This is a genomic window from Arthrobacter globiformis NBRC 12137 (assembly GCF_000238915.1).
Taxonomy (GTDB): Bacteria; Actinomycetota; Actinomycetes; order Actinomycetales; family Micrococcaceae; genus Arthrobacter; species Arthrobacter globiformis.
Genome location: NZ_BAEG01000080.1, coordinates 143,189 through 169,561, shown reverse-complemented (window position 1 = coordinate 169,561; position 26,373 = coordinate 143,189). Strand labels below are relative to the sequence as shown.

Here is a 26,373-nt window from a genome sequence, read left to right as displayed (position 1 = left end):
TAAGTGTTTCAATGGAGTCATGACCGATCACCCGGAAAGCCACGAAGCATGGGCCGCGGCTCTGCGCGCCCACGGCCGCCGGGTGACCAAGCAGCGGCTGGCGGTCCTGGCCGCCGTCGAGCATCACCCGCACTCCCCGGCGGAAAACATCCTTGCGGCTGCCCGCGAGGAACTGCCGGAACTGACGGCGCAGTCCGTGTACGTGGTGCTGGGTGATCTCACTGACCTGCAGATGCTGCGCAGATTCGAACCTCCGCATTCCCCGGCGCTGTATGAGACGCGGGTGGGAGACAACCACCACCACGCGATCTGCATCAGCTGCGGGCGGGTGGAGGACGTTGACTGCGCTGTCGGCCATGCCCCGTGCCTGACCCCGCACTGGAGCGAGAATTCCCACCCCATGACCATCCAGATCGCGGATGTCATGTACCAGGGGATCTGCGGAGAGTGCCAGCGGGCCCAAAAACTTCCTGCAAACGTAAATGACAAGTAATTAAGAAATAGGAGAACAATGACTGCCATTTCGACGACCCAGTCAGGTGCCCCGGTTACGTCCGACGCGCACTCCAAGGCTGTCGGCGCCGACGGTGCCATCATCCTGACCGACCACTACCTGGTCGAGAAGCTGGCCCAGTTCAACCGCGAGCGGGTTCCGGAGCGTGTGGTGCACGCCAAGGGCGGCGGCGCCTTCGGCACGTTCAAGGCCACCGAGGACGTTTCCAAGTACACTAAAGCCGCGTTCCTGCAGCCCGGTGTTGAGACCGAGATGCTGATCCGTTTCTCCTCCGTCGCAGGCGAGAACGGTTCCCCCGACACCTGGCGTGACCCTCGCGGTTTCGCGGTGAAGTTCTACACCTCCGAGGGCAACTACGACCTCGTGGGCAACAACACCCCGGTGTTCTTCATCCGCGACGGCATCAAGTTCCCGGACTTCATCCACTCCCAGAAGCGCCTGCCGGGCACGCACCTGCGTGACGCCGACATGCAGTGGGACTTCTGGACCCTGTCCCCCGAGTCCGCCCACCAGGTCACCTGGCTGATGGGTGACCGCGGCCTGCCCGCCTCCTGGCGCGAAATGCAGGGCTACGGCTCGCACACCTACCAGTGGATCAACGCCGAAGGCGAGCGGTTCTGGGTTAAGTACCACTTCCACTCCAACCAGGGCGTGAAGAACATCACCGGTGAAGAAGCCGAGGCCCTCGCCGGATCGGACGCGGACTTCTACATCCGCGACCTGCACGAGAACATCGAAGCCGGCAACCTGCCCTCCTGGGACCTGCACGTGCAGGTCATGCCCTACGAGGACGCCAAGACCTACCGCTTCAACCCGTTCGACCTGACCAAGGTCTGGCCGCACGCGGACTACCCGCTGATCAAGGTCGGCACCATGGAACTGAACCGGAACCCGGAGAACTACTTCGCGCAGATCGAACAGGCCACCTTCGCGCCGTCGAACTTCGTGCCCGGCATTGCCGCGTCCCCGGACAAGATGCTCCAGGCCCGGATCTTCTCCTACGCCGACGCACACCGTTACCGCGTGGGCACCAACCACGCCCAGATCCCGGTGAACCAGCCGAAGAACCAGGTCAACAACTACAGCCAGGACGGCGCGGGACGCTTCCTGTTCAACGCTCCCTCCGTGCCGGTCTACGCACCGAACACGTTCGGTGGCCCCGCTGCGGTTGAACCGGCTGCTGTTGGCGGCGGCTGGGAGAACGACGGCGAGCTGACGCACGCCGCTCACTCCCTGCACGCCGAGGACGGCGACTTCGTCCAGGCCGGCGCGCTGTACCGCGAGGTTTACAACGACGCCGAAAAGGCCCGCTTCCTTGACACCATCACCGGTGCCGTGGGCGGCGTGAAGCGCTCCGACATCAAGGAACGCGCCATCCAGTACTGGACCAACGTTGACGCCGAACTCGGCGCCAAGCTCCGCGCGAACCTCGGCGCAGCACCGCTCTCCGACGCCGAAGCCGCCAACAAGATCGGCTAACAGCACCAGATAGCAATACAGGAACCCCGCCACGGCACAGTGACCCGCTCACGGCCGCGGCGGGGTTCCCTGCGTCTGGGCAGCGCAGGCTGAGCCTGCTCCGGCGCCGACACCGGTTTCCCGGCTGCAGGACGATATAGTCGTCAGCATGCAGTCGGGTCCCATTTATCTGATCGGCCCTTCGGGCAACCCCAATTTCGGCGACGAATTCATCGCCGCCGCGTGGCTGAAATACCTTGCCGAAGTGCGGCCCGACGCCGACGTCTGGCTCGACTGCCCGCAGCCGGGCCTGGCGCAGGTCCTTTTCGATGGACTGCACCCGCGCCTGCGCGTCACGAACACCGTGTGGCGGCTGGTGCACGAGACCGCTGAACTTCCGCTGGAGGACGCAGCCGAGACCATCAGGGCCCGCGTCACCGGCCTGGGCTCCCCCTCCTACGACCTCGGCCTGCTCAAGCTGCGGGAAGCCGAGTCCCTGCACCTCATCGGCGGCGGCTTCATCAATGAGAACTGGTCCCACCACGCCGGACTCGTACTGGCGATGCGTGCCGTGCACGGGATGACGGGCGCCCGCCTCATCGCCACCGGCCAGGGACTCATGCCCGCATTGACCTCCGCCCCGGCCGAACTGCCCCTGTTCCAGGACTTTGCGCACGCGGCGGCCCGGGACGACGCCGGCGCGGTGGCCTGCGGAATCACCCAGGACCTGGACGACGCCTTCCTGGGGGTCACCGCTGAGTTGGCGCGTTCCACCGCCGAACCCGGCCTCTATGTCTGCATCCAGAGCGACACGGCCGATCCGGAGCGGTTCGAAACTGCCGTGAGTCTGGCGAGGGCCGCCGTCGAAAAGGCCGTGGCCGACGGAGCCAAGGCCTTTTACGTCGAAGCCATCCCTGGCGCCGACCGCGTCGCCTACGAACAGCTGGCGGACCTCATTCCGGAAGAACGGTTCCTGCCGTTCCTGCACATCTGGGCCCACGGCCTTCCGCTGTCCGCCCACCAGACCTGGGTGACAAGCCGCTTCCACTTCCACCTGCTGGCAGCGTCGGCGGGGGCCCGCGGCCTCGCCGTCGGAATGAAGAAGGGGTACTACGACGTCAAGCACGAGTCGCTGGCTTCGCTGGGCAGCGGCTGGTCACTCGCGCTGGATAGTGAGGACCCCGGCATCCCTGAGAGCCGGGGTTCGCTGCGCGACGAGCTGCCGGCCTTGGTGGCACGCAAGCGTGCCGAGGCGGATAAGATCTATCCGCCGCTGCCGGGCCAGTCGGCGTCCGGGACGCCGGGATCCCCGGCGGCCGGGTCACTGACGGCCAGGCTGTTCAACAAGGCACTCGCGGCACCGCGGCGTAGCAGGATCCGGCCCGGAGCGCTCTGAACCGACCATGCTTGATTGGCTTTTCGGGCTGGCCCCCTCGGCCCCGACCGTCCTGTTCCTGACCGCCGCATTTTTCCTGCCGGGACTGCTGGTTCTGCTGCCGCTAAAGCCGGGCTGGCCGGCGGCCATCGCCCTCAGTCCGGCCGTCACCCTGTTGATGTATCTGGCCGGCAGTTTCCTGGCGGCCGCCGTTGGCCTGCCGTGGAACATTGCCACGGCCGCGCTGGCTGCCCTGCCGCTTGTCGTCGCTGCCTGGCTGGCCGGCAGGTGGTTCGCCTTTGGAAAGCCTCTGTGGCCTGAGGGCCTGGACCGGCCGGCGACACTGGCGGTGGCCGCGGGGGTTGCCGTCGGAGCCGGGGTGACCTGCCTGGCCATCCTCCGCGGAATCGGGGACCCTGCCACTGCCTCGCAGGGCTGGGACCCGATCTTCCACCTGAACGCGTTGCGGTGGATCCAGGAAAGCGGCGAGGCCACCCCGTGGAGCATCGCCCCCATTTTCGGTGCAGGCACCGCCACCTATTACCCCGCAGGCTGGCATGGCGCTGTGGCCCTCGTTCCAGGCAGCGTGTCGGAAGCGGCCAATCTGTCCTCCATCGTCATCGGCGGGCTGATCTGGCCGGCCGGCCTGGCCTTCCTGGCCACAGCCGTGCTGCCGCGGCACCCTGCGGCCTGGGCTCTGACGCCGCTGATCGCGGCCTCCTTCGTCAGCTTTCCCTTCTCGCAGCTCCTCCGCAGCGGCCAGTGGCCCAACGGCCTGGCCACCGCCCTTGTGCCGGCAACCCTTGCCGTGGCCGTCCTGCTGCTGCGCCGGCTGACATCCGCCGGGCGGGCGGAAACGCCGGCCCGGGAAAAGATCCTGCTGGCAGCCGTCCTTCTCGCCCTCCTCGGCGGCTGTGCAGCGGCGCACCCCAGTGCCCTGTTTGCCACGGCCGTCGCGCTTCTGCCTTTTTGTGGCCGCCCGCTTCCTGCCGCTGCTGGTGCGGGGCGTGCGGCACCGTCCTCTGCCGACGCTCGGGGCTGCGGTGGCGGCGGCAGTGCTTGCCACGGCGGCATGGTCGGTGCTGGCCAACTCACGGCTGCTGGCGGGTGTCATGGCCTACCGCCGGGCCGTGCGGGCCGTGGTCCCGGATTCCCTGTCCCTTGCCTTCTTCGACCTTCCCCGATTCCCGGCCCTCTCCCCGCCCGCCCCGGACGATTTCAACGTAGCCGTGGGGCTGCTGGTGATTCTTGGCGCGGTGGTGGCCGTTTTTGTCCGGGAAGCGAGGCCGCTCGCCGTCGCCTGGCTGGCCTTCGTGGGACTTTACGTGCTCGCCGCGGGACCGGAAAACGGGCTGCGCTGGCTGACAGGCGTTTGGTACAAGGACACCCAGCGGATCGCGCCGTTCATCGCCATGACGGGGAGCCTGCTGGCGGCCCTGGCCATTGCTGTGGTGACCGGCGCCGTGGTACGGGCCCTGTCCGCCCGGCTGCCGCGGGCAAACACATCAGGAAGGTGGCCCGTTCCCGCCATCCTGTTCACCGTGGCCGTGGTCGCGGTTACGGGGGCGCTTTACGTCGGTTCCGGGAGCTACCGGTCGGTGGAACGCGTGGCGGTGGCCGCACAGAACTATTCTGTCTCGAACAAGCCGGGAACCGGCGTGCTGTCCAGCGGGGAACAGGCCTTCATCGAGAGGTCGGGTGCCATGCTGCCTGCAGATGCGGTGGTGATCGGGGATCCGTTCAACGGCGAAACGTACTTCTATGCGCTGACGGGACGGCACGTCGTCTACACCCAGCTGGGTGCGCCCACCGCCGGCAGCGCGGCCAAGGAACTGCTCCGCACCGGCTTCAACCGGCTGGGAACCGACCCGGCGATCTGTGACGCGGTGAGCAAGGTCGGCGCCACCCACTTCTACGAGGACGCCCCCGGCGCGTCGCACGGCAGTGTCAGCCTGAGCCGGTGGCCGGGCTTCTACAACGTTCCCACGGACCGGGGCTTTGAAAAAGTGGCTTCTGCAGCGGGCCGCACGCTGTACCGCATCACGGGCTGCCGCTGATTTCCACATAGGCCGGTGTTCCACATAGGCGGGTGCGGCCGTGGCCGGAGGCGCCGGCTAACCCTAGGCTTCATCCATGAGCACATTCGAGGGCATCCCCGCCGCGGCAACCAAGTTCTACGCTGAGCTGGAGGAAAACAACAACCGCGACTGGTGGCAGTCCCACGCCGCGGTGTACCAGGAATCTGTCAAGGGCCCGTTCCAGGCACTCCTCGCCGATCTTGAGCCACGCTTTGGCCCGGGCAAGATTTTCCGCCCCAACCGTGACGTCCGCTTCTCCCCGGACAACTCCCCCTACAAGACCGCCCAGGGCGCCTTCGCCTCCTACCAGGAAGGCGTGGGCTACTACATCCAGATCAGCGCTGACGGCCTGCTTGTTGGCGGCGGCTACCACTCGCATTCACCCGCGCAGCTGGTCCGTTACCGCAATTCCGTGGATGCGGGAAACACCGGCGAACAGCTGCAGCACATCGTGGATGCCATCGCAGCGGCCGGATTCGCCATCGAAGGCGAGAAACTGAAAACCGTGCCGCGGGGCTTCCCGAAGGACCATCCCCGCGCCGAGCTGCTGAAGCACAAGTCGCTCTCCGCCGGTGTCACCCTCGGGGAACCCGAATGGCTCGGCTCAGCGGAGGCGGAACGCGAGATTGCCGCCCGCTGGGAACAGCTCCGCCCGCTGGTGGACTGGGTGGGGCGGCATGCCGCCCCGTAACAGAACCACCAGCGGGCGGGCGCCCACATGGATCGGGTCCGGCTAGACCTTGGTCAGCGCGTCTTCGTCGTCGTCCCGGTCGTCGAGGTCCCCTGCAGTGCCGTTCACCGCGGCTTTGGCGCCGGCGAACTTCTCGTTGAGGCGGGAGTGCCGCTGTCCGTAGGCGAAGTAGATGGCAATGCCCACCACCAGCCAGATGCCGAAGAAGATCCAGGTTTCCACGGCGAGGTTGGTCATCAGGTACAGGCACAGCACCGCGGACAGGACGGGAATTACCTTGCCGAACGGTACGCGGAAGGCAGGCTTCAGGTCGGGGCGCTTCCTGCGCAGCACGATGATGCCCAGGCTGACCATCACGAAGGCGGACAGGGTGCCGATGTTGATCATTTCCTCGAGCAGGTCCACGTTGGTGAGTCCGGCAACGAGGGCAACCGCGGCGCCGCAGATGATCTGCAGGCGGGCCGGCGTCGAACGCTTTTCGCTGGTCCTGGACAGCGAGCGCGGCAGGAGGCCGTCGCGGCTCATGGCCAGCACCACGCGGGCCAGGCCCATGAGCAGCACCATGATCACGGTGGTCAGGCCCACGAGGGAACCGAAGGCGATCACCTTCGCGGCATCGGTGTTGCCGACAGCCTCGAAGGCTGTGGTGAGCGTGGGGCTCTCAGCCTCGGCAAGCTGCGTGTACGGGACCATGCCGGTCAGTGCGAGGGACACCAGGATGTACAGCAGCGTCACCAGCGCCAGCCCGCCGAAGATGCCGCGGGGCAGGGTCTTCTGCGGGTTCTTGACCTCTTCCGCGGAGGTGGCCACGACGTCGAAGCCGATGAAGGCGAAGAAGACCAGCGCGGCGCCGGCGAAGATCCCCAGGGTGCCGTACTGCGCGGGCGCGGCGCCGGTGAGGAAGCCGAAGAACGACTGCTTCATGACGTCGGCCGCCCCCGCATTGGCCGTCGGTTCGGAGGCCGGGACGAAGGGGCTGTAGTTGGAGAGCTTCACATAGCTGAAACCGACGATGATCACGAACACCACCACGCCGATCTTGATCAGCGTGAAGATGTTGCCGACGCGGGCGGAGAGCTTGGTTCCGAGGACCAGCAGCACGGTGAAGACGGCGACGATGAGGAAGGCGCCCCAGTACAGGTCAACCCCGCCGAGCGAGATGGCTGGCGGCATGTCCACGCCCATCAGGGCGAAGACTTTGCTGAGGTAGATGCCCCAGTACTTCGCGATCACCGCTGCCGCGGTGAAGAGCTCCAGGATGAGGTTCCAGCCGATGATCCAGGCAAGAATCTCGCCCATGGTGGCGTAGGTGAAAACGTACGCGGAGCCGGCCACCGGGATGGCGGTGGCGAACTCGGCGTAGCACATGATCGCCAGGGCGCAGGTGACGGCGGCGACCACGAAGGAGATGGTGACGGCGGGGCCCGCGAAGTTTGCAGCGGCCTTGGCGCCCACGGAGAAGATGCCGGCACCGACGGCAACGGCGACGCCCATGATCATCAGGTCCCAGGTGCTTAGGGAGCGCTTCAGCTTGCGTCCGGGCTCATCGGCGTCGGCAATTGACTGCTCGATGGATTTGGTCCGGAAAAGGTTCATTGGAGGTCCACAGTCCTGATAGGGGATGGAAACAGACCTATCAAGGATAGTGTCCATCCAGTGGACGGCCACATTTGTCCCGAATACTGAGACGGACGGGACGCAAAACCACGCCCGGCCCTCCTCCGCGCTGCGGCTGCGCGGTGTGGTGGAGGGCCGGGCGTGGTGTCCCGGGGGACGGTTGGCGGCCCCTTGTCAGGAGCCGCCAACCGGCCAACTGAATTACCCGGCGCCAGTCCGGAAGGTCCAGGACCGGAAGGCAAGCGGGTTGCCGGCCAGGTCCCGTACCGAGGACGTTGCCAAGGTGTAGGTGGTGTTGGCTGCGAGGGTCGCCGACGGGTTGAGCGTCGCCGTCCTCGTGGCCGCGTTGTACGTCACCGTCGCTGTCACTACAGGCCCTGCGAGGGTGCCTCGCCGCAGGACCACGGTTGCCGTGTTGACGTTCGTCACGGGCTCGCTGTAGCGGACGAGGACGTTCGCCGTCCTGCTCACATTGTTGGCGCCGATACCTGGGGTAACGGAGAGAACGGTCGGAGCGGGACCGGTGGTGAACTGCCATGAGGTGAACGCGATGGTGTTGCCTGCAGTGTCGCGGACCGAGGAGACAGCCAGCGAGTACGTGCGGTCAGCCACGAGGGTGGCGTTCGGGTTCACCGTCGCCGTCCGGGTCGCGTTGTTGTACGTGACCGTGGCGGGGATGACGGTGGCGCCGAGCCGCAGTACCACGGTGCCTGTGGTGACGTTCGCCACCGGCTCACTGAAGGTCACGCTCAGGTTGTTCGTCTGGCTGACGGACGTGGCGCCCGCGGCGGGCGTCCTGGCAGTGATCGTCGGTGCCACGAACTCGGTCCGCGGTGTGATCAGCGGTGTACGGGCCGAAGCTGCTCCCGTGCCTGCCGCGTTGATCGCCGAGACATCGAACGTGTAACCGGTGCCGTTGATCAGTCCGGTCACCACCGTGCTCGTGACGTTCCCGACGATGTCTTCGCGGGTCGGAGTGGCACTCGCTCCTACGAAGACGCGGACCCGGTACTGGGTGACCGGTGCGCCTGGTACCGCCGCGGGGGCGGTCCAACGTACCGTGGCCTCGGCAGTGCCGGCGGTGGCCGTGCCGATCGCCGGAGCGCTGGCAAGAACGGGAGCCGACGGAGTGACCGGGTTGGACAGTGCCGAGAAGGCGCTGGTGCCGATTGCGTTTACTGCCCGGACCTGGAACCGTACAGGGGTTCCGTTGGTCAGACCCGTCACCACCAGGCTGGTGGCATCGGCGTCTGCCGTCTGGAGTGCGCCAACCTGCGTTCCGGCTGCATTGACCACCCGCACCTCGAAGCTGGTGGCGATACCGCCTGCTGCCGGGGTGAAGTTGACCGTTGCCTGGCCGTTGCCGGCCGTTGCTGCGCCGATGACGGGCGCCGACGGTGCAACGGTGTCGGCGAACACGAGCCGTTCGACGTTCCGTACGGTATCGGTACCGTCAGTGCCCACGTTGTCGGTCACCGTGGTGGTGGAACCCGGGGAGCCGAGGGTGCCGTCGCCGCCGGTGGTGGTGACCGTGTAGTCGGCTTCCGGACCGGTGAACACTGCCGAGTCGATGCCGCCGGAGCCCGTGAGGATCTCGCGGACGGCCACGATGTTGCCGGGGTTCACGGTTCCCGCGAAGACGGCTTCCTGGAGCGTCGGTCCCGTGAGGTTGCCGTTGGCATCCTTCAGGTACCGGCTGGTCATGGCGCTCTGCCCCAGCGCTTCAATGCTGGCGCTGCCGATCTCGGTCGCCGGGTTGTTCGGGTCGGTGCGGACACTAAGCCGGACACCGAGGTACCGGTCGCCGTCGATGATGTCGTCAGCGCCGCGTCCCTCGAGGAGGTCTGAGCCGCCGCCGCCAAGGAGGATGTTGCCATCGCCCCAGACGTTCGAACCGGCCGTGAGCAGCGGGCAGTCCTTGCCTGCCGATGCCGCAATAACCGTATCCGCCGGGGTGTTCAGCGCCGGCACCAGGTCGTCGAGACCGGCAATGCGGTCAAGACCCTCCTGGTTCAGCACGTTGCACCCGATGAATCCGCCGCCTCCAACGGCGCTGGGGACAACGTCGTCGCCGCGCACCTTGTCATCGAACTTCCAGCCGGATGCGGCCTCGAGTTCGTTGAACTTGTCACGGACATCGACCTGCAGGATGTCAAGCGGAACAAGCGGCAGGGCAAGGTCCAGGTCCTGCGGCTGCGGGTCGCCCTGGCCGGTCTCCCAGTCGTAGCCGGAGGCTCCGGCGACTTTCTCAATGCCAGGACCGCCGACGCCGATGTCGTCGCCGCCCTCCATGTCGTAGTCGTCGTCGCCGCCCTGGCCGACGAGGATGTCGTGTCCGGGCTTCTGCGAATCATCCAGGAAGAACAGGTTGCCGCTGTCGCCCTGCATCAGGTCGGGCTGGTCTCCACCCTCTTCCCAGTCGTCGCCGCTGTCGCCGAAGGCGGCGTCAAGGCTCTGACCGAGCATGATGAAGTCGTCACCGGTTCCACCGAAGGTCTCGTTGGCATTGGCTCCGCCGTTGGTGAAGTCCTTGCCATCGCCACCCATGAGGATGTCCAGGCCCGGGCCGGCGTCGAGCGCGTCATTGCCCGGTCCGCCCTTCGGAACGTCGTCACCGGCGAGGTCGGTGATAATGTCATCGCCGTCGCCACCGAGCGCGACGTCGGCTCCGTCACCACCCTCGATGATGTCGTTGCCTTCACCGCCCCAGAACGTGTCGCTGTCGTTTCCGCCGTAGACGCGGTCCACGCCGGCGGTGCCGTTGTAGACGCTCTGCCCGTTGATGCCGGAGGGATCGACGGTGTTCCTTGCACGGTACTTGATCGTGCCGTCGGACATGCGGATCAGCAGGTCCGCCTCACTGCACTCCGAGTCCGGGTCGTCGGCTACGGTGTTGCCGGATGCTGCAAAGCCGTCGGTGGTGCCTGCGAGCTTCTTCAGTTCAAACTTGCAGTCCGACGTGGCGAACGCGTCGGCCTTCAGGCTGTGCACGTTCGTGTTGCGCATCATCAACTCGGCGAATGAGTTGCCCTCCAGCTGTGCCCTCAGGTTCATGCCCGGGGTGCGCGCCAGGTAGTACAGCCGGTCGCCGTTCTGCAGGTCGGTCAGCTGGTTCTCGAAGACGTAGTTGAACGTGCTGCCCAGAAGACCGCCGAACACTACCGTCTGTTCCGCGAGGCCGCCGACCCAGAGGTCGACGTTGTCGAGGCCGGTGATTGAGCTCGTGCCGTTGTTGACCCAGGCGTCCGTGCTGTTCATGAACGCTGCGGCGTCGGCCGGAGGAACATCCCCGGCAGCAGGGCTGACAATGAGCCGTGCAGCCTCCCGCTTGCCCGCCAGCGTCGTTGCGCCGGTGATCGACGGGTGCAGACCGTAGGCCGCCACGAAGTTGACGAGCGACTCCGGGTGCTTGAGGTTCTCGCCGAAGTCGACCCAGTTGGTGTAGGGCTTCAGCTGGCCGTCATTCGTGGAGTTGAAGAGCTCCCGGCGAAGGACGTTCAACCGCGGAATTCCTTCGGACCGGGCGCGCGTCATGTTGATGGTGGGAAGGTCCAGGGGCAGGCCCAGGAGGTTGTTGCGGAGCGTGTCGGTCACGAACTCATCCAGTTCGTTGCCGGCCTGGTCCGACATCCCCATGATGATGCTTCCGGCGGCCTCTTCCGAGGTCAGCGGCCCGGCGGGCCCGCCATTGGTGTACTCGGGCGGGTTGAGGAAGCCGTCAAGCAACGAGATGTCGTTCTGGCTGCCCTTGGTGTCATCGGACGTGCCGAACACGGTGTCGGGGCCGGCCCCGTCCTCGTTCCGGCGGGAGATCGTTTCGGTCAGCATGGAGTGGCCGAAGCGGTAAACGGCGTGGGCGAATTCAGCCTTGACCGCGGGGTTGAGCTCCGTCTGGGTGAATGCAAACGGCTCGAAGGGGTTGATCGCAGGCTGAACCTTGCGGGCGAACTCCTCGAAGACCAGGTGCTGGTACTCCATTTCCGTGATGAACCGTGCCGCCTGGAAGAGGCGCTCGCCGTTCCAGCCGCTGGCGCCGGACGCCAGCTTCCATTCGGCCAGTGCTGCCGTGCCGCTCGCGGACGTGTCGTTGGTCAGCACGCTCTCGATGTCGTCGACGAGCCGGTCGTGCTCGGAGTGGAAGATCTGGTGGATGGCGGTCAGGCCGATGTTTTCGTTGACGCGGCCGTCGCCGGCGATGAAGTGCGCGTTCAGCATCTCGTCGTCGTAGGTGCCGGGGGCCTGGCTGGCGAAATCGGCTGAGGGCGTCGTGTCCGGATCCGGCGCGGGAGTCACCTTTGCTGTCGCCGGGTTGTGGTCGGTGTCCTGCGGGGACGGGTCCGCGTTGTGCGCGATGTCCGTCAGGAACGGGGTGTCGAAGTACTTGACGTTGGCCGGCACGAGCGTGCCGAGGCCGCCGTTGTCAGCGCGGTTGGCTTCCACGAGTCCGGTGGCGGTCACGAACTGCGGCAGGCCGCGCGCCGGGCCGGGGATGAACTTGCCGTAAGGGTCCGCCGCCATCATCGGAACGTTCAGGACGTCCTTGTCCAGCAGCTGGATGCCGAGAAGCGCCGAGGCCTGGGCCTTGGTGGTGGCCCAGGTGGCCATGCCCCCAGCGGTGGGGCCGGCAGGTCCGCCGAGCAGCTTGCCCGTTGCGACCGGCTTGGCGTCCGTGTTGTTCACGTATTCACGCAGGAAGACCTGGTGGGATGCGTGCGAGGTGTAGGTCTGGCTCTGGTCGACCCAGGGCGAGTCCGTGTTGTTTGCATCCTGGACGTCGTCAGCGCTTTCATCGGCGGCAGTCGCGGGGTTGTCCCCCAGGACACCGTCCGCACCGGGCTGGTTCTGGCCCCGGGTCAGCACCATGAAACGCAGGTTCGGATCGAGGTCGTCCCCGTTGCCGAAGATGTGGTCCGGGCCCGCGATCAGGGGATCGTCATCCTTGAGCGGAACAAAGACGGTTCCGCCGCTCTTGACGGTCTGGTCCACGCCATGGTCAAAGAACTGCCCGAACAGGGTGAACATCGAGTTGTAGGGCGGGGAGAGGCCGACGTCGGTGGTCACGTTCTCGATGAACAGCGTGCTGTGGGACGGGACGCAGTCTGCGGGAACGCCAACAACGGGCGGGGTGGCCAGGGGATCCGGGTCCGTGGTGCAGGGAACGACGCCCGTGTTGCCCTGGGTCCGGACCGGGTTGCCGGCCGCGGCGACCGCCGCCGGGTTGGTCGAGGTCTGGTCCACGATCAGGTTGCTGATCACGCGGGGTTCGGAGTCGAAGACGTTGCCCTTCTTCTGCGCGTACGACGTCGGCTGGGAAGGCCCGAACGCGGGAGGCGAGTTCTCGGCACTCTTAAAAACGGGGGTGGTCAGGCGGGGGAACTTCTGGTCGGCTGCACCGAACGTTTCCTGGCCCGGCTGGAGGTTGTTGCATGACCCGTCCACCGTCCGGAGCCCCTGGGAGACCAGGGGGCTCGGGATCTGGTTGGGGCCCGTGCCAATCAGCGCGCCGCAGGGGCCGGTGGCCGAGGTCGTGTTGGCCACATGTGCTTCAGCGATCTTGATCTGCTTCAGGATGAAGGAAAGATCGGAGGGGGTGATGGTGAAACCCTCTCCCACCGGCGCCTGCACCGCGTTGGCCGCCACCAGAGGCAACCCCATGGCGATTGGCATCATCAATGTGGTTACTGCCGCCACCGTCCGAATGGACATGGCCTGTTTGCGGTGCTTCTTGCGTCGATGACGCCGGTTCGTGGGTGGATCGGTGGGTGATGCAGATCGACTCTGATCCGCGCCCCCGTCTGACTTCCAGGCTGAGAGTTTCATGGCACACCTGCCGCTAGGAGGGATGTAACCGTGCCATCGTGCGGTGGCCTGCCCGTGAAAACCTTGTGGATACAACCGAACCGGAGCTCTTTGCGCTGTTGGTCCACCCAAATTGGGGGTTTTCAACCAGTCAACTAACCGGCAGCGCTCAGGCGGGGCCACTACCTCGCGGCCCCACCTGAGCGTCTTCTTCTGCAAAGGAGTATTGCAATCGGTCTGAGTTTGCTCAGACCGGCCAGTCCATGAGTGTGGAGCGGATCAGGAAGCGCTTGCCTTCCGGCGCCTCGACGGAAAATCCGCTCCCCCGGCCCTGCACCACGTCCACCGTCAGGTGGGTGTGGCTCCAGTAGCCGAACTGTTCCCTGGACATCCAGAACTCCAGCGGCTGGGTGCCGTCGTCCACGGAACCGGGCCGGCCGCCGTCGTCCGCCGAGAGGTCAAACCGCCCCAGGAGCACATCCGACTCCCCTGTGATGAAATCACCGGCCGGGTAGCACATGGGCGCCGAGCCGTCGCAGCAGCCGCCGGACTGGTGGAACATGAGCGGGCCGTGCTGCGCCCAGAGCTTCCGGAGCAGCGACACCGACTCGGCGGTGAGCGCCACCCGGGAGAAGTCCTCCCCGGGCAGCGTCACCGCAGCGTCCAGCCTGGTGTCGGGCATCAGAACCTCAGCACCACACGACCGTCGATCTTCGCATGCTTCATCTCGTCGAAGACCGCATTGACTTCCGAGAGTTCCCTGGTGGAGACAGTGGGGTGGATCTTGCCCTGTGCGTAGAAATCCAGTGCCTCCTCGAGGTCCTGCCGTGTCCCCACGATGGAGCCGCGGACGGTGAGGCCCTTGAGGACGATCTCGAAGATCGGTGCCGGGAAGTCGCCCGGGGGCAGGCCGTTGAACACGATCGTGCCGCCGCGGCGGGCCATGCCGATGGCCTGCCCGAACGCTGACGGGTGCACGGCTGTGACCAGGACTCCATGGCAGCCTCCGGTTTCACGCTGGATGACTTCCGCCGGATCCTCGTGGAGCGCGTTGACGGTGAGCTCGGCGCCGTGCTTCCTGGCGAGGGCGAGTTTGTCGTCCGCAATGTCCACCGCGGCGACGCGCAGACCCATGGCCACGGCGTACTGGACGGCGATGTGCCCCAGGCCGCCGATACCGGAGATGGTGACCCACTCCCCCGGCTTCGCTTCGGTCATTTTCAGTCCCTTGTAGACGGTGACGCCGGCACACAGCACCGGAGCGACCTCCACCGGATCCGAGCCGGCCGGAATCCGCGCAGCAAACCGGCTGTCCACCAGCATGTACTCGCCGAAGGAGCCGTCCACGCTGTAGCCGGCGTTCTTCTGCGCCTCGCACAGCGTTTCCCAGCCGGTGCGGCAGTACTGGCAGTCGCCGCAGGCGGACCAGAGCCAGGCGTTGCCCACCAGGTCCCCGACCGCGAGATCGGTGACGCCCTCGCCGAGGGCCACCACCTCGCCCACCCCTTCATGGCCGGGCACAAACGGAGGGGACGGTTTGACCGGCCAGTCCCCTTCCGCGGCGTGGAGGTCGGTGTGGCAGACCCCGCTGGTGATCACCTTGATGAGGGCCTGTCCGCGGCCTGGCGTTGGGACGGGAATGGCCTGGATCTGGAGGTCCTTGCCGAATTCGGATACTACGGCTGCTTGCATTGTCGTCGTCATTGGCGAAATCCTTGCGTCGTTTGAGCGTTGATTGGGTGGTGCGGAAAAGGTGGTGCTGGCCTCCTGAGGGGTGGCCAGGGGTAGTTCTTCTGCCGCGGTAGGGGCGGGAAGCATGGTGCGGGCGGGGACGGATGGAGCTGATCCGTCCCCGCCCGGGTAGGGACTGGAGTGGGGCGCGAGGGCCGGGCCCCACTCCTTAGAAGAAGCCGAGCTTGTTTTCGTTGTAGCTGACCAGGAGGTTCTTGGTCTGCTGGTAGTGGTCCAGCATCATGGCGTGGTTCTCGCGGCCGATGCCGGAGGACTTGTAGCCGCCGAACGCGGCGCCGGCCGGGTATGCGTGGTAGTTGTTGACCCAGACACGGCCCGCCTGGATCTCGCGGCCTGCCCGGTACGCGACGTTGCCGTTGCGGGACCAGACGCCTGCGCCGAGGCCGTAGAGGGTGTCGTTGGCGAGGCCCATGGCGTCGTTGTAGTCGCTGAAGCGGGTCACGGAGACCACCGGGCCGAAGATCTCCTCCTGGAAGATGCGCATCCGGTTGTGGCCCTCGAAGATCGTGGGCTGGACGTAGTAGCCGCCGGCCAGGTCACCGGACAGTTCAGCGCGGGCGCCGCCGGTGAGCGCCTTGGCGCCCTCCTGCTTTCCGATGTCGATGTAGGAGAGGATCTTCTCCAGCTGGTCGTTGGAGGCCTGCGCACCGATCTGGGTTTCTGTGTCCAGCGGGTTGCCCTGGATGATCTTCTCGGTCCGGGCCAGGGCGTCGGCCATGAAGGAGTCGTAGATCCCTTCCTGGACCAGGGCGCGGGACGGGCAGGTGCAGACTTCACCCTGGTTGAAGGCGAACAGCGCGAACCCTTCCAGAGCCTTGTCATAGAACGCATCGTTGGAGTCGGCGACGTCGTTGAAGAAGATGTTCGGGCTCTTGCCGCCGAGTTCCAGCGTCACGGGGATCAGGTTGTTGGAGGCGTACTGGCTGATCAGCCGTCCGGTCGTGGTCTCGCCGGTGAAGGCGATCTTTCGGATCCGCGGGCTGGAGGCCAGCGGCTTGCCCGCCTCGACGCCGAAGCCGTTGACAACGTTGACCACGCCGGCCGGCAGCAGGTCGCCGATCAGTTCCATCAGGACCAGAATGGACGTTGGTGTCTGTTCCGCGGGCTTGAGGACGACGGCGTTGCCCGCCGCGAGCGCGGGGGCCAGCTTCCAGACGGCCATCAGGATGGGGAAGTTCCACGGGATGATCTGGCCCACGACGCCGAGCGGCTCGTGGAAATGGTAGGCCGTGGTGTCGTCGTCGAGCTGCGACAGCCTGCCCTCCTGGGCGCGGACGGCGGAGGCGAAGTAACGGAAGTGGTCTGCCGCGAGCGGGATGTCCGCGTTGAGGGTCTCGCGGACCGGCTTGCCGTTGTCCCAGGTCTCGGCGACGGCGAGCAGTTCGACGTTCTCATCGATGCGGTCGGCGATCTTGTTCAGGATCGCGGCGCGTTCGGCCACCGAGGTCCGGCCCCAGGACGGAGCTACCTTGTGCGCGGCGTCGAGGGCGAGTTCGATGTCCTCGGCGGTGCCGCGGGCCACCTCACAGAACGGTTTGCCGGTGACGGGCGTGATGTTCTCGAAGTACTGGCCCTTCACGGGTGCAACCCACTCGCCGCCGATCCAGTTCTCGTAGCGGTCCTTGAACGTGACCTTCGAACCCTCGGTGCCGGGCTGTGCGTAAACGGTCATTGCTAGCTCCTTTGCTCTGCAACACGGTGGCGATGTGTCATGGTGATCGCCGATGCATCGAGCCTAGGAGCGGGCAGGTTGCAGCCAGGTTGCAACCGTGTGACCCGGGTCACCGCCGATTGAGCTTCCCCACCTGCCCCCTAACCTCGCAAGCTCGGCCACGGGCAGCTGGGGTTAGGCGCTCAGTTCCGTTTCCAGCCGCTCCAGATCGGCGACGACGGCGGCCCGCTTGGGAGAGCGCGGCGGCAGAAGCTTCAGGGCGGCACGCCGGACGTCGACGTCGTCCGCCGCCTCCGGCAGTTCCGCGTACTTGAGAAGCGACTCGGCGCTGCCGTCCGTCAGCACGGCCTCGCGCAGCAGCGCGGACACGCGGTTCCGGAGCTCGACGACGCCGGGCGCCTCCGAGCGCGGCAGGACGGCGCCGCGGTAGATTTCCAGGGCGATCCGGTGGGCGCCGCGCTGCAGGCAGGTGAGCACCTGGCTGCTGTCCGGCAGGAGCTCCAGCGCCAGCCTGTACGGCCGCGACTCCGGTACCGCGGCGGGGTTCAGCTGCTGCAGGACCTTCCGGAGCCGCACCATCTCGGCGCGCAGGGTGATTGTGGAGCCGTCCCCCGGGTACAACAGGACGCTCAGTTCGTCGGCGCTGAGGCCGTCCGGGTGGGTGCTGAGCAGGGCCAGGATCTCACTGTGCCGGGCGGAGAGCACCACGCTGCGGCCCTCGATGCTGAGCAGTGCCTGGTCACGGCCCAGCAGCTGCAGGCTGTTGCGGTACAGGCTGCCTTCCCGCGCCGCACCGCTGGCCGCCCCGGAACCCGGGTGCCGCCGTCGTGCTTTAACGCGTTCCTGGGCAGCCGCGAGCTGCAGGCGTTCCACGCGCAACTGGGCCTGGGCCGCCGCCACGGTGGCCTCCACGAGGGAAAGCGTATGCGGCGCCACGGCCGCCTCAGTGCCCGTGATGTCCACGACCCCCAGCAGCGCACCGGAATCGGGGTCCTGGAACGGCACCGCTGTGCAGCTCCAGGGGTGGACTGAACGTTTGTAGTGCTCGGCGCCGGAAATCTGGATGCCGCGGCCCAGGGCGAGGGCGGTCCCGGGGGCGCTGGTCCCCACAGCGGCCTCCGACCAGTCGGCACCGGGAACGAACATCATGCCTTCGGCGCGACTGCGCACGCCGGTATCGCCTTCCACCCAGAGCAGCCTGCCCACCTCGTCGCCCACGGCAACGAGCAGTCCGCAGTCGTGGCTGGGGCGGATGAGGAGCTTCTGGATCACGGGCATGATGGCGGCCAAGGGGTGCTGGCGGCGGTATTCTTCCAGCTCGTCCGCGGCGATGGCCAGCGGCGCCTCGGGGTTGTCGGGGTTGGCCCGCAGCTTGGCGGACCGCTGCCAGGATTCGCGGATCAGGCGGCGCAGGCCGGGGATTTCATCGGTGTCGGGGAACGCTTCGCTCTGCGCGTGGCCGTCCAGGAATTCGTGGCTCGCCAGGGCGCGCCGCTGCACCAGCACCGAATCTACGGATCCGGGTGCCGCCGGCTGGATCAGGTTCTTCATCGAACTCCCACTCGCCCAAACGCTTGCCCGCGACAGTCTAGTCCACCCAACTAGGTAGCAGTAGAGGGCGTTCCCGGTGCTGGGAACACCCTGTGCTGCTACCTAGTTGGGTTTAGCCGCGAGAGATTTGGATCATCTCCTCGCGCGGCACCACCTTGATGCGTTCGCGCACGACGCCGTCGTTCCCGGCGGCGGATTCCGTCCACGATGCGCCGAGGGCGGCCTCGTGGGCGTTCAGCTTGTTCCAGCCTTCCCACGTCGTGTACTCGATGCCGCGCTCCTCGAGCAGGTCGATGATCGCCTGCGGGTCGGGGTTCTGGGCCGGCGGCAGGGTGAGCCGGTCCTCGAGGAGGAAGCCGATGGTTTCCAGGGCGTCGCCCTTCGTATGCCCGATCAGGCCGACCGGCCCGCGCTTGATCCAGCCGGTGGTGTAAATGCCGGGGACAGGATTCCCGTCGGCGTCGAGGACACGGCCGCCTTCGTTGGGGATGACCCCGCGCTTGGCGTCGTATTCCAGTTCGTCCAGCGCAGAGCCGTGGTAGCCGATGGCGCGGTAGACGGCCTGCACCGGGTAGTCGATGAACTCCCCCGTGCCCTTGACGTTGCCGGTGCCGTCAAGCTGCATGCGCTCGAACTTGATGCCGGCAACCTTGCCGGACCCGCCGTCGTCGTAAATCTCCACCGGGCTGTGCAGGAAGTGCAGGTGCAGGCGGCGCGACGACGGCTGTTCAGCCTCGGCGTGCTCCTCGACCAGCCAGTTGGTCATGGTGTTCACCATGGTCTTGGTCTGGTTGTTGCTCCGGATCGCGTCGTCGGAGGCCTCGTCGAATTCGAAGTCCTCGGGGTAGAGCACGATGTCGACGTCGCGGGCATGACTGAGTTCGCGCAGCTCCAGCGGGGTGAACTTAACCTGGGCGGGGCCGCGGCGGCCGAAGACGTGGACGTCGGTGACCGGCGAATTCTTCAGGCCCTGGTAGACGTTGTCCGGGATCTCCGTAACGAGCAGCTCGTCGGCGTGCTTCACCAGCATCCGCGCCACGTCCAGGGCCACGTTGCCGTTGCCGATGACCGCGATTTCCTTGGCGTCCAACGGCCAGTCGCGGGGAACGTCCGGGTGCCCGTCGTACCAGGACACGAAGTCGGCGGCACCGAAGGAGCCGTCGAGGTCGATCCCGGGGATGTCCATATCGGCGTCCTTGATGGCGCCCGTGGAGAAGATGACGGCGTCGTAGAAGGCGCGGAAGTCGTGAAGGGTGAGGTCCCGGCCGTAGGTGACGTTGCCCAGGAACCGGATGTCGCCGCGGTCCAGGACCTTGTGCAGGGCGTTGACGATGCCCTTGATGCGCGGGTGGTCCGGGGCCACACCGTAGCGGATCAGGCCGTACGGTGCCGGGTAGGCCTCGAAAAGGTCGATGCTGACCTCGAAGTCGCCGTCCTTGACCCCGTTGGACTTGGTCAGGATGTCCGCGGCATAGACGCCTGCGGGTCCCGCGCCGACGATCGCGACGCGGAGCGGGCGCTTGGCCGTGGATTCAGCTGTGTTGGACACCGTAAGCCCTTCCGGAACGGGAGACCGCGCCCCACCGGCGCGCAATTTTCAATTCTAATTGTCCGCCCGGCCGGGCGTCCCACCCGTGACGGCGCACGGCGGTCCGTGACGGTCCGCGGCCTGGCCGGCCCGGCCCGGCCGGCGTCAGCCGCTCTTGCGCAGCGCCACCACATCACCCTCGCGGTACAGCAGCGCCCGGAGTTCCGATTCCGCCGAGTCCAGCCGCTTGGGGTCGATGGTCTCGCCAGCCGCGAAGTGGTCCAGCAGCCGGGGGTCCACATAGCTCTTGCGGGCGATCGCCGGCGTGTTTCCCAGCACCGCCGCCGCCTCCATCATGGCGACGCTGATGGCCCGCTTCCTCTTTGCCTCGGTTGTCTGCGGCCCGCTCCGGGCCAGGCTGACGGCGGCCGCAGCGGTGCCGCGCAGGGTCCGGAAGTCCTTCGCGGTGAAGTCGTCGCCCGTGCGTTCCTTGACGTAGCCGTTGATGTCGGCGCTGGTCACCGGGTGCCACGTGCGGCCGTTCTTGTAGGCCAGCAGCCGCGCGTTGCCGCCGCGCCGCTTCAGGGCCTGGGCCAGCGGTGCCAGGTCCGGGTCATCGATGCGGGACTCCCAGGTTTTGCCGCTCTTGGCCGGGAAACTGAGGAACAGGCATTCCTTGCGGACCCGGACGTGGGCGCAGAGCAGGGTGGCGAGTCCGTGGCTGCCGTTTTCGTTCGTGTACCTTTCCGAGCCCACCCGCAGGGAGCCGCTGTCCAGCATTCTGAAAGCCGCGGCCAAAACGCGCTGGCGGGTGACGCCGTCGGACCTCAGATCAATGGTGACCAGCCGCCTGGCGGTGGGCAGCGATTCGGCGAGCTGGAGCGCGCGGTCGAATTTCACGCGGTCTTTCCGTTCGCGCCACTCCGGATGGTAGATGTACTGCCGGCGGCCCACGGCGTCCAGCCCCGTGGCCTGGATGTGCCCGTTCTCGAACGGCGCTATCCACACGTCTGTCCAGGCGGGCGGAATGCCGATGCTTTCCAGCCGGTCCCGGACCGGTCCCGGCGGCAGCGTGGACCCGTCCAGGTCCCTGTAACTGAACCCGGAGCCGGCCCGCACCCGGCGGTAGCCTCGGCCGGAAGCGTTGCTGTGGCGGAGCCTCATCGGGCCGTCGCCCGGCGGTGAGTCGTACTCATAATGGCAAGCCTACTGACTAAATTGCTTCGGCAGGCAACCACTGGTCCGTGGGCACGGAATACCGCTCCCTAAGATGGTGTTATGGCTCTTGTGCCTAACCCCGACGGATCCGTCTCCTCCGCTCTTCCGACTGTCCCTTCACCCGGCGCCGCGCCCTCGGGCATGACCACTCCCGGGGCATCCGGCAAGCCTGGCGCCGGCAGTTTGCCTGGCGCACCCAAAGCCGTGGACAAGGAGACGACGGCGGGAATCCTCTTCGGCATCGGCGCCTACGGGCTGTGGGGGCTGCTTCCGCTGTACTTCTTCGTTCTGCAGCCGGCCGGTGCGGTGGAAATCGTGGCCAACCGGGTGGTGTGGTCCCTGATCTTCTGTGCCCTCCTGATCACGGTGACCCGGGCGTGGCGCGTCCTGGGCGCTGCCCTGCGGAACCGCTCCGTGCTGTGGACCCTGGCGGCCGCCGCCGGCCTCATCGCGGTGAACTGGCTGACGTATACCTACGGCGTCACCACCGGGCAGGCAGTCGAGGCCTCGCTTGGGTACTTCATCAACCCGCTCGTATCGGTCCTCCTCGGCGTGTTCGTCCTGAAGGAGACGCTCCGGCCGCTGCAGTGGGCCGCGGTCGGAATCGGTTTCATCGCCGTGGGGGTGCTCACCGTGTCTTACGGCAAGCTGCCCTGGATAGCCCTGACTTTGGCCGTCAGCTTCGGCCTGTACGGCTTCGTGAAGAAGCGGGTGGGGCCGCGTGCCGACGCCATCACCAGCCTCACCGTGGAGACGATCGTCCTCGCTCCCCTGGCCGCGGCCACCATGATTTTCCTCGCGGTGAGCGGCACGGCGTCGCTGACCACCCACGGCCCCGGGCACTTCTGGCTGCTTTTGGCGTCGGGCGTCATCACGGCCGTGCCGCTGCTGTTCTTCGGCGCTTCGGCCCGCCGGCTGCCGATGACCACCATCGGGCTGCTGCAGTACTTCGCCCCCGTGTTGCAGTTCATCGTTGCCCTGGTGGTGTTCCGCGAGGCCATGACGCTGGACCGGTGGATCGGCTTCGGCGTCGTGTGGCTTGCCCTGCTGGTGCTCACCGTGGACATGCTGGCCGCGACGCGCAAGAGTTCAGCGGCCAAACGGCTCGCCCGCAGGGAAGCGCGAACGAACACTTAAGCCCCGCGGTCAGGGTGCCGAGTCAGAGCGGTCGTAGTCGCGCGGCACAACCACCATGGGCACCGGCAGCGCGCGCAGGACCTTGTTGGCCGTGCTGCCCAGGAACATGCGGTTCTTCTCGGCCAGGCGCGAGGACCCGACGATGAGGATCTCGCCGTCGTCCCATTCGAGTCCGTCGATGGCTTCCTCGATCGTGCGGCCATGGGCTACAGCCACGCCGACCTCGTGCCCGGCCGGCACCTTCCCCGACGCCGCCGTCAGGACGGTGTTGGCGTGGATGTGTGCCGCGTTGATCGCCTCACCGGCGTCACCGGCGGCGTCGAGCTCCACCAGCGACACCAGCCGCAGCGGCACACCCCGCCGCTTGGCTGCCCTGATGGCGGTCTCGATCGCAGCCTCGGCGCCGGCCCGCTGCCCCACGGCCAGGGTAAGGCGGGTAACGGGTGCTGTCCGCTGGTAGCCGCGCGGCGCGAGTGCCACCGGTACGGGCGAGGCGTGCAGCAGCGCGTTGGCCACTGACCCCACCGAGTAGCGCTTGAACAGGCCGGTGCTGGCGGCGCCCACAGCGATGAGCCCGGCTTCGAACTCCACCGCCGCGTCGATGAGACCACCGGCGAAGGAATCGGCCTCACGCACATGGAATTTCGCGGGCAATCCTTCCGGAACCAGTGCCAGGCCCTCCCGCTCCGCCGTCAGCACCTCCTGCTCCGCGGCGCTGACCCGGCTGCCCTCCGGGTTCAGTGCCACGTAGGGAGTGCCCGGCTTCACCACATAGACCAGATCCAGTTCGGCGCCCTGGGCCAAGGCCAGTGACGTGCCCAAGGCAACGGCGTCTGCGCCGCGCTCGGTGGGTGTGTAGCCGACTACGTATCGCATGCGAAACCCCTCTTTGGGTAGTGCAGACCGATGCCCGGCTCCCGGCGGCGCTCCCCGGCCTGCGGCGTGAAGTGCAGTGGTGAGATGACTCTACCGCGGCTCTCCGGCCGGAGGATGGGAAGCATGGGCCGGGACACAAAGCAGAGTACGACGGCGGCGAAAACGACGGCGGGCCGGGCACCTTTCGGTACCCGGCCCGCCGTCGTCGTGCGTTTATCAAAGCGCGAACTACGCGTTGGCCCTGATGGCCGTGGCGAGGACCTCCAGCCCGTCCAGCAGCAGCTCGTCGCTGATCACCAGCGGGGGCAGCAGGCGGATGACGTTGCCGTAGGTTCCGCAGGTGAGGATGATGACGCCTTCCTTGAGGCAGGCGGCGGCAACGGCCTTGGTGAGCTCCGGGTTGGGTTCCTTCGAACCGGCCTGGACCAGCTCGATGGCCAGCATGGCGCCGCGTCCGCGGATGTCGCCGATCACGGAACCTTCGGCGCCACCGGGAAGCGCAGCGGCAAGTTCGCGCAGCTTGCCGAAGGACAGCTCCTCGATGTGCTTGGCGCGGGCGCTGAGGTCGTACTCCTGCATGGAACCGATGGAGGCCAGGGCGGCGGCGCATGCCACCGGGTTGCCGCCGTAGGTGCCGCCGAGGCCGCCGGGGTGGACGGCGTCGAGCAGGTCTGCGCGCCCGGTGATGGCGGACAGCGGCATGCCGCCGGCGATGCCCTTGGCCATGGTGATGATGTCCGGAACGATGCCCTCGTGGTCCACGGCAAACCATTCACCGGTGCGGCAGAAGCCGGACTGGACCTCGTCGGCGATGAAGACGATGCCCTTTTCCTTGGCCCAGGCGGACAGCGCCGGCAGGAAGCCTTCGGCCGGGACGATGAAGCCGCCCTCGCCCTGGATCGGTTCGATGATGATGGCGGCCACCTGGTCGCCGCCGATCTGCTTCTCGATCGCGGTAATGGCCCGCTTGGCGGCCTCGGCACCGGTGATCTGCGGGTTTTCTTCGCGGAACGGGTAGCTCATCGGCATGCGGTAGACCTCGGGCGCGAACGGGCCGAAGTTGGTCTTGTACGGCATGGCCTTGGCGGTCAGCGCCATGGTCAGGTTGGTGCGGCCGTGGTACGCGTGGTCGAAAGCGACGACGGCGTCCCGGCCGGTGGCCAGGCGGGCCACCTTGATGGCGTTTTCCACGGCTTCGGCGCCCGAGTTGAAGAGGACGGTGCGCTTCTCGTGGGTGCCGGGGGTGAGCTTGTTCAGCTGCTCGGCGACGGCGACGTAGCCCTCGTAGGGGGTGACCATGAAGCAGGTGTGGGTGAAGTGCTCCACGGCCTCCTTCACGGCACCGACGACGGCGGGGTCGGACGCGCCGACGCTCGTCACCGCGATGCCCGAGCCGAGGTCGATGAAGGAGTTGCCGTCGACGTCGTGGATGATGCCGCCGTCGGCGTCCGCGACGTAGACCGGAACGCTGGAGGCGACACCGGCGGCGACGACTGCCTTGCGGCGTTCGGTGAGGGCCACCGACTTGGGGCCCGGGAAGTCGGCCTGGACGCGGCGCTTCTGCTCGAGGCGGTAGGTGATTTCGTTGGCGGTGGTGGTCATGGGGTTTCTTTTCTTTCTACGATTCCGGGGGTTTTCGACTAGCTCAACCAACGGGCCCGGTTAGGCATCCAGTGCGGACATGACGTGCTTGATGCGCGTGTAGTCCTCGACGCCGTACATGGAGAGGTCCTTGCCGTAGCCGGACTGTTTGAAGCCGCCGTGGGGCATCTCGGCGGTGAGGAGAATGTGCGTGTTGATCCAGACCGCACCGAAGTCAAGGTCGCGGCTCAGCCGCATGGCCGTGCCGTGGTCGGACGTCCAGACGCTGGAGGCCAGGGCATACTCGACGTCGTTGGCCAGCTCCACCGCTTCCTGTTCCGTGCTGAACTTCTGCACGGTGATGACCGGGCCGAACGTTTCCTTCTGCACGATGTCGTCCGTCTGCTTGGCGCCGGTGATGATGGTGGGCTCGAAGAAGAACCCCTTCTCCCCCGCGCGGTGGCCGCCGGTTTCGATCCGGCAGTTCGCCGGCAGCGAATCGACGACGGCGCTGACCGCCTTGAAGTGGTTGACGTTGTTCAGCGGGCCGAAGTAGTTGTCTTCGTCGTTCTGGGAGCCGGTGTGCAGGGTCTTGGTGTGTTCCACCATGGCGGCGACGACGTCGTCGTGCACCGAGTCCTCCACCAGGACACGGGTGATGGCCGTGCAGTCCTGGCCGGCGTTGAAGAACGCGAACTCGGCGATGGCCGCGGCGCTCTTCTTGATGTCGGCGTCCTTGAAGACGATGGCCGGGGCCTTGCCGCCCAGTTCCAGGTGCGCGCGCTTGAGGCCCTTCGCGGCGCCCGAAGCGACGGCGATGCCGGCGCGCACGGAGCCGGTGATGGACACGAGGCCCGGGACCTTGTGCTCCACCATCAGCGCACCGGTTTCGCCGGTGCCGAGGATGACGTTCAGGACGCCGGCCGGCAGGATGTCCGCGGCCAGGCGGGCCAGGACCAGGGTGGATTCGGGCGTGGTGTCAGAGGGCTTCAGGACCACCGTGTTGCCGGCTGCGAGCGCAGGGCCGATCTTCCAGATGGCCATCAGGAACGGGTAGTTCCACGGTGCCACCTGGGCCACGACGCCGATCGGCTCGCGGCGGACGAAGGAGGTGTGGCCCTCAAAGTACTCGCCGGCGGACTTGCCTTCGAGAATGCGGGCGGCACCGGCGAAGAAACGCAGCTGGTCGGCGCCTGCCGCCACTTCCTCGGACGCGATCAGGGAACGGACCTGGCCGGTGTTGCGGTGCTGGGCATCGACGAGTTCGTCGCTGTTGGCCTCGATGGCGTCGGCGAGCTTGAGCAGCATGAGCTGCCGCTGCCCGGGGGTCACGTGCTTCCAGGTCTTGAAGGCGTCCTTGGCGGCGGCCATGGCGGCGTCGACGTCAGCCTCCACGGAAACGGGCGACTTGGCCACCACGTCGCCGGTCACGGGGTTCACGATGTCGAGCAGGCCCGTGCCTGCAGGCGTGACGAACTCTCCGTTGATGAAGTTTTGCAAGGTCTGAACCACGGTGTACAACCTCT

The 26,373-nt window shown here is 66.9% G+C and carries 16 protein-coding genes and 1 pseudogene; 6 read left to right on the top strand and 11 right to left on the bottom strand.

Features of this window, described 5'->3' with window-relative positions:
* The first annotated feature begins 19 nt into the window (after window positions 1-19).
* The 5 genes and pseudogenes from ARGLB_RS15500 to ARGLB_RS15475 all read left to right on the top strand — a co-directional run bounded on the left by ARGLB_RS15500 (window position 20) and on the right by ARGLB_RS15475 (window position 6,116).
* Complete coding sequence (locus ARGLB_RS15500) at window positions 20-493, top strand: Fur family transcriptional regulator (RefSeq protein ID WP_003804243.1); 474 nt, start codon at window positions 20-22, stop codon at window positions 491-493.
* An 18-nt stretch (window positions 494-511) separates the two neighbouring features.
* The gene (locus tag ARGLB_RS15495) at window positions 512-1,993 is read left to right on the top strand and encodes a catalase (RefSeq protein WP_003804241.1); all 1,482 of its coding nucleotides are present in this window, start codon (window positions 512-514) and stop codon (window positions 1,991-1,993) included.
* A 148-nt stretch (window positions 1,994-2,141) separates the two neighbouring features.
* Window positions 2,142-3,368, top strand: a complete 1,227-nt coding sequence (locus tag ARGLB_RS15490) for a polysaccharide pyruvyl transferase family protein (RefSeq protein WP_003804240.1) — start codon at window positions 2,142-2,144, stop codon at window positions 3,366-3,368.
* A 7-nt stretch (window positions 3,369-3,375) separates the two neighbouring features.
* Window positions 3,376-5,404: pseudogene (locus ARGLB_RS24470) on the top strand (DUF6541 family protein).
* Between the two features lie 76 nt (window positions 5,405-5,480).
* Complete coding sequence (locus ARGLB_RS15475) at window positions 5,481-6,116, top strand: DUF2461 domain-containing protein (RefSeq protein ID WP_003804235.1); 636 nt, start codon at window positions 5,481-5,483, stop codon at window positions 6,114-6,116.
* Between the two features lie 42 nt (window positions 6,117-6,158).
* Here the strand turns inward: ARGLB_RS15475 and ARGLB_RS15470 are convergent, their stop codons facing one another.
* From ARGLB_RS15470 to ARGLB_RS15435, 8 genes are all read right to left on the bottom strand, one after another.
* Window positions 6,159-7,712 carry an amino acid permease gene (locus ARGLB_RS15470; RefSeq protein ID WP_003804233.1) on the bottom strand — a complete coding sequence of 518 codons (1,554 nt, stop codon included), beginning with the start codon at window positions 7,710-7,712 and terminating at the stop codon, window positions 6,159-6,161.
* A gap of 222 nt (window positions 7,713-7,934) precedes the next feature.
* The gene (locus tag ARGLB_RS15465; RefSeq protein WP_175305010.1) at window positions 7,935-13,403 is read right to left on the bottom strand and encodes a peroxidase family protein; all 5,469 of its coding nucleotides are present in this window, start codon (window positions 13,401-13,403) and stop codon (window positions 7,935-7,937) included.
* Window positions 13,404-13,779: 376 nt separating this feature from the next.
* Window positions 13,780-14,214, bottom strand: a complete 435-nt coding sequence (locus ARGLB_RS15460; protein ID WP_003804231.1) for a DUF779 domain-containing protein — start codon at window positions 14,212-14,214, stop codon at window positions 13,780-13,782.
* Window positions 14,214-15,236, bottom strand: a complete 1,023-nt coding sequence (gene adhP, locus ARGLB_RS15455; protein WP_175305007.1) for an alcohol dehydrogenase AdhP — start codon at window positions 15,234-15,236, stop codon at window positions 14,214-14,216. The genes ARGLB_RS15460 and adhP overlap by 1 nt, the downstream gene beginning before the upstream one ends.
* Window positions 15,237-15,432: 196 nt before the next feature.
* Window positions 15,433-16,956: an acetaldehyde dehydrogenase ExaC gene (gene exaC, locus ARGLB_RS15450; RefSeq protein WP_003804228.1), complete on the bottom strand. Its 1,524-nt coding sequence runs from the start codon at window positions 16,954-16,956 to the stop codon at window positions 15,433-15,435.
* A gap of 174 nt (window positions 16,957-17,130) precedes the next feature.
* A complete protein-coding gene (locus ARGLB_RS15445; RefSeq protein WP_003804226.1) occupies window positions 17,131-18,507 on the bottom strand; it encodes a GAF domain-containing protein in 1,377 nt (458 codons plus the stop codon).
* Window positions 18,508-18,619: 112 nt separating this feature from the next.
* The gene (locus ARGLB_RS15440; RefSeq protein ID WP_003804225.1) at window positions 18,620-20,056 is read right to left on the bottom strand and encodes an FAD-dependent oxidoreductase; all 1,437 of its coding nucleotides are present in this window, start codon (window positions 20,054-20,056) and stop codon (window positions 18,620-18,622) included.
* A 144-nt stretch (window positions 20,057-20,200) separates the two neighbouring features.
* Window positions 20,201-21,199, bottom strand: a complete 999-nt coding sequence (locus tag ARGLB_RS15435; RefSeq protein ID WP_003804223.1) for a DNA topoisomerase IB — start codon at window positions 21,197-21,199, stop codon at window positions 20,201-20,203.
* Between the two features lie 114 nt (window positions 21,200-21,313).
* Here ARGLB_RS15435 and rarD point away from each other — a divergent pair, with 114 nt between their 5' ends.
* The gene (gene rarD / locus ARGLB_RS15430; RefSeq protein ID WP_003804222.1) at window positions 21,314-22,390 is read left to right on the top strand and encodes an EamA family transporter RarD; all 1,077 of its coding nucleotides are present in this window, start codon (window positions 21,314-21,316) and stop codon (window positions 22,388-22,390) included.
* A 9-nt stretch (window positions 22,391-22,399) separates the two neighbouring features.
* On the opposite strand, the gene ARGLB_RS15425 is transcribed toward rarD, so the two are convergent.
* From ARGLB_RS15425 to ARGLB_RS15415, 3 genes are all read right to left on the bottom strand, one after another.
* Entirely contained in the window at window positions 22,400-23,266 is an 867-nt protein-coding gene (locus ARGLB_RS15425; protein WP_003804219.1) for a universal stress protein, read from the bottom strand.
* Window positions 23,267-23,494: 228 nt separating this feature from the next.
* The gene (gene gabT / locus ARGLB_RS15420) at window positions 23,495-24,868 is read right to left on the bottom strand and encodes a 4-aminobutyrate--2-oxoglutarate transaminase (protein ID WP_003804217.1); all 1,374 of its coding nucleotides are present in this window, start codon (window positions 24,866-24,868) and stop codon (window positions 23,495-23,497) included.
* 60 nt (window positions 24,869-24,928) lie between these two features.
* The gene (locus ARGLB_RS15415) at window positions 24,929-26,359 is read right to left on the bottom strand and encodes an aminobutyraldehyde dehydrogenase (RefSeq protein ID WP_003804216.1); all 1,431 of its coding nucleotides are present in this window, start codon (window positions 26,357-26,359) and stop codon (window positions 24,929-24,931) included.
* Window positions 26,360-26,373: the final 14 nt, after the last annotated feature.

Excerpts from the sequence above, each read along its gene's own strand:
- ARGLB_RS15500 (WP_003804243.1), top strand. The coding sequence starts at position 20 with ATGACCGATCACCCGGAAAGCCACGAAGCATGGGCCGCGGCTCTGCGC.
- ARGLB_RS15425 (WP_003804219.1), bottom strand. The coding sequence starts at position 23,266 with ATGCGATACGTAGTCGGCTACACACCCACCGAGCGCGGCGCAGACGCC.
- adhP (WP_175305007.1), bottom strand. The coding sequence starts at position 15,236 with ATGACGACGACAATGCAAGCAGCCGTAGTATCCGAATTCGGCAAGGAC.
- gabT (WP_003804217.1), bottom strand. The coding sequence starts at position 24,868 with ATGACCACCACCGCCAACGAAATCACCTACCGCCTCGAGCAGAAGCGC.
- ARGLB_RS15490 (WP_003804240.1), top strand. The coding sequence starts at position 2,142 with ATGCAGTCGGGTCCCATTTATCTGATCGGCCCTTCGGGCAACCCCAAT.
- ARGLB_RS15495 (WP_003804241.1), top strand. The coding sequence starts at position 512 with ATGACTGCCATTTCGACGACCCAGTCAGGTGCCCCGGTTACGTCCGAC.
- exaC (WP_003804228.1), bottom strand. The coding sequence starts at position 16,956 with ATGACCGTTTACGCACAGCCCGGCACCGAGGGTTCGAAGGTCACGTTC.
- ARGLB_RS15475 (WP_003804235.1), top strand. The coding sequence starts at position 5,481 with ATGAGCACATTCGAGGGCATCCCCGCCGCGGCAACCAAGTTCTACGCT.
- ARGLB_RS15435 (WP_003804223.1), bottom strand. The coding sequence starts at position 21,199 with ATGAGGCTCCGCCACAGCAACGCTTCCGGCCGAGGCTACCGCCGGGTG.
- ARGLB_RS15445 (WP_003804226.1), bottom strand. The coding sequence starts at position 18,507 with ATGAAGAACCTGATCCAGCCGGCGGCACCCGGATCCGTAGATTCGGTG.
- ARGLB_RS15465 (WP_175305010.1), bottom strand. The coding sequence starts at position 13,403 with ATGATGCCAATCGCCATGGGGTTGCCTCTGGTGGCGGCCAACGCGGTG.
- rarD (WP_003804222.1), top strand. The coding sequence starts at position 21,314 with ATGGCTCTTGTGCCTAACCCCGACGGATCCGTCTCCTCCGCTCTTCCG.
- ARGLB_RS15470 (WP_003804233.1), bottom strand. The coding sequence starts at position 7,712 with ATGAACCTTTTCCGGACCAAATCCATCGAGCAGTCAATTGCCGACGCC.
- ARGLB_RS15460 (WP_003804231.1), bottom strand. The coding sequence starts at position 14,214 with ATGCCCGACACCAGGCTGGACGCTGCGGTGACGCTGCCCGGGGAGGAC.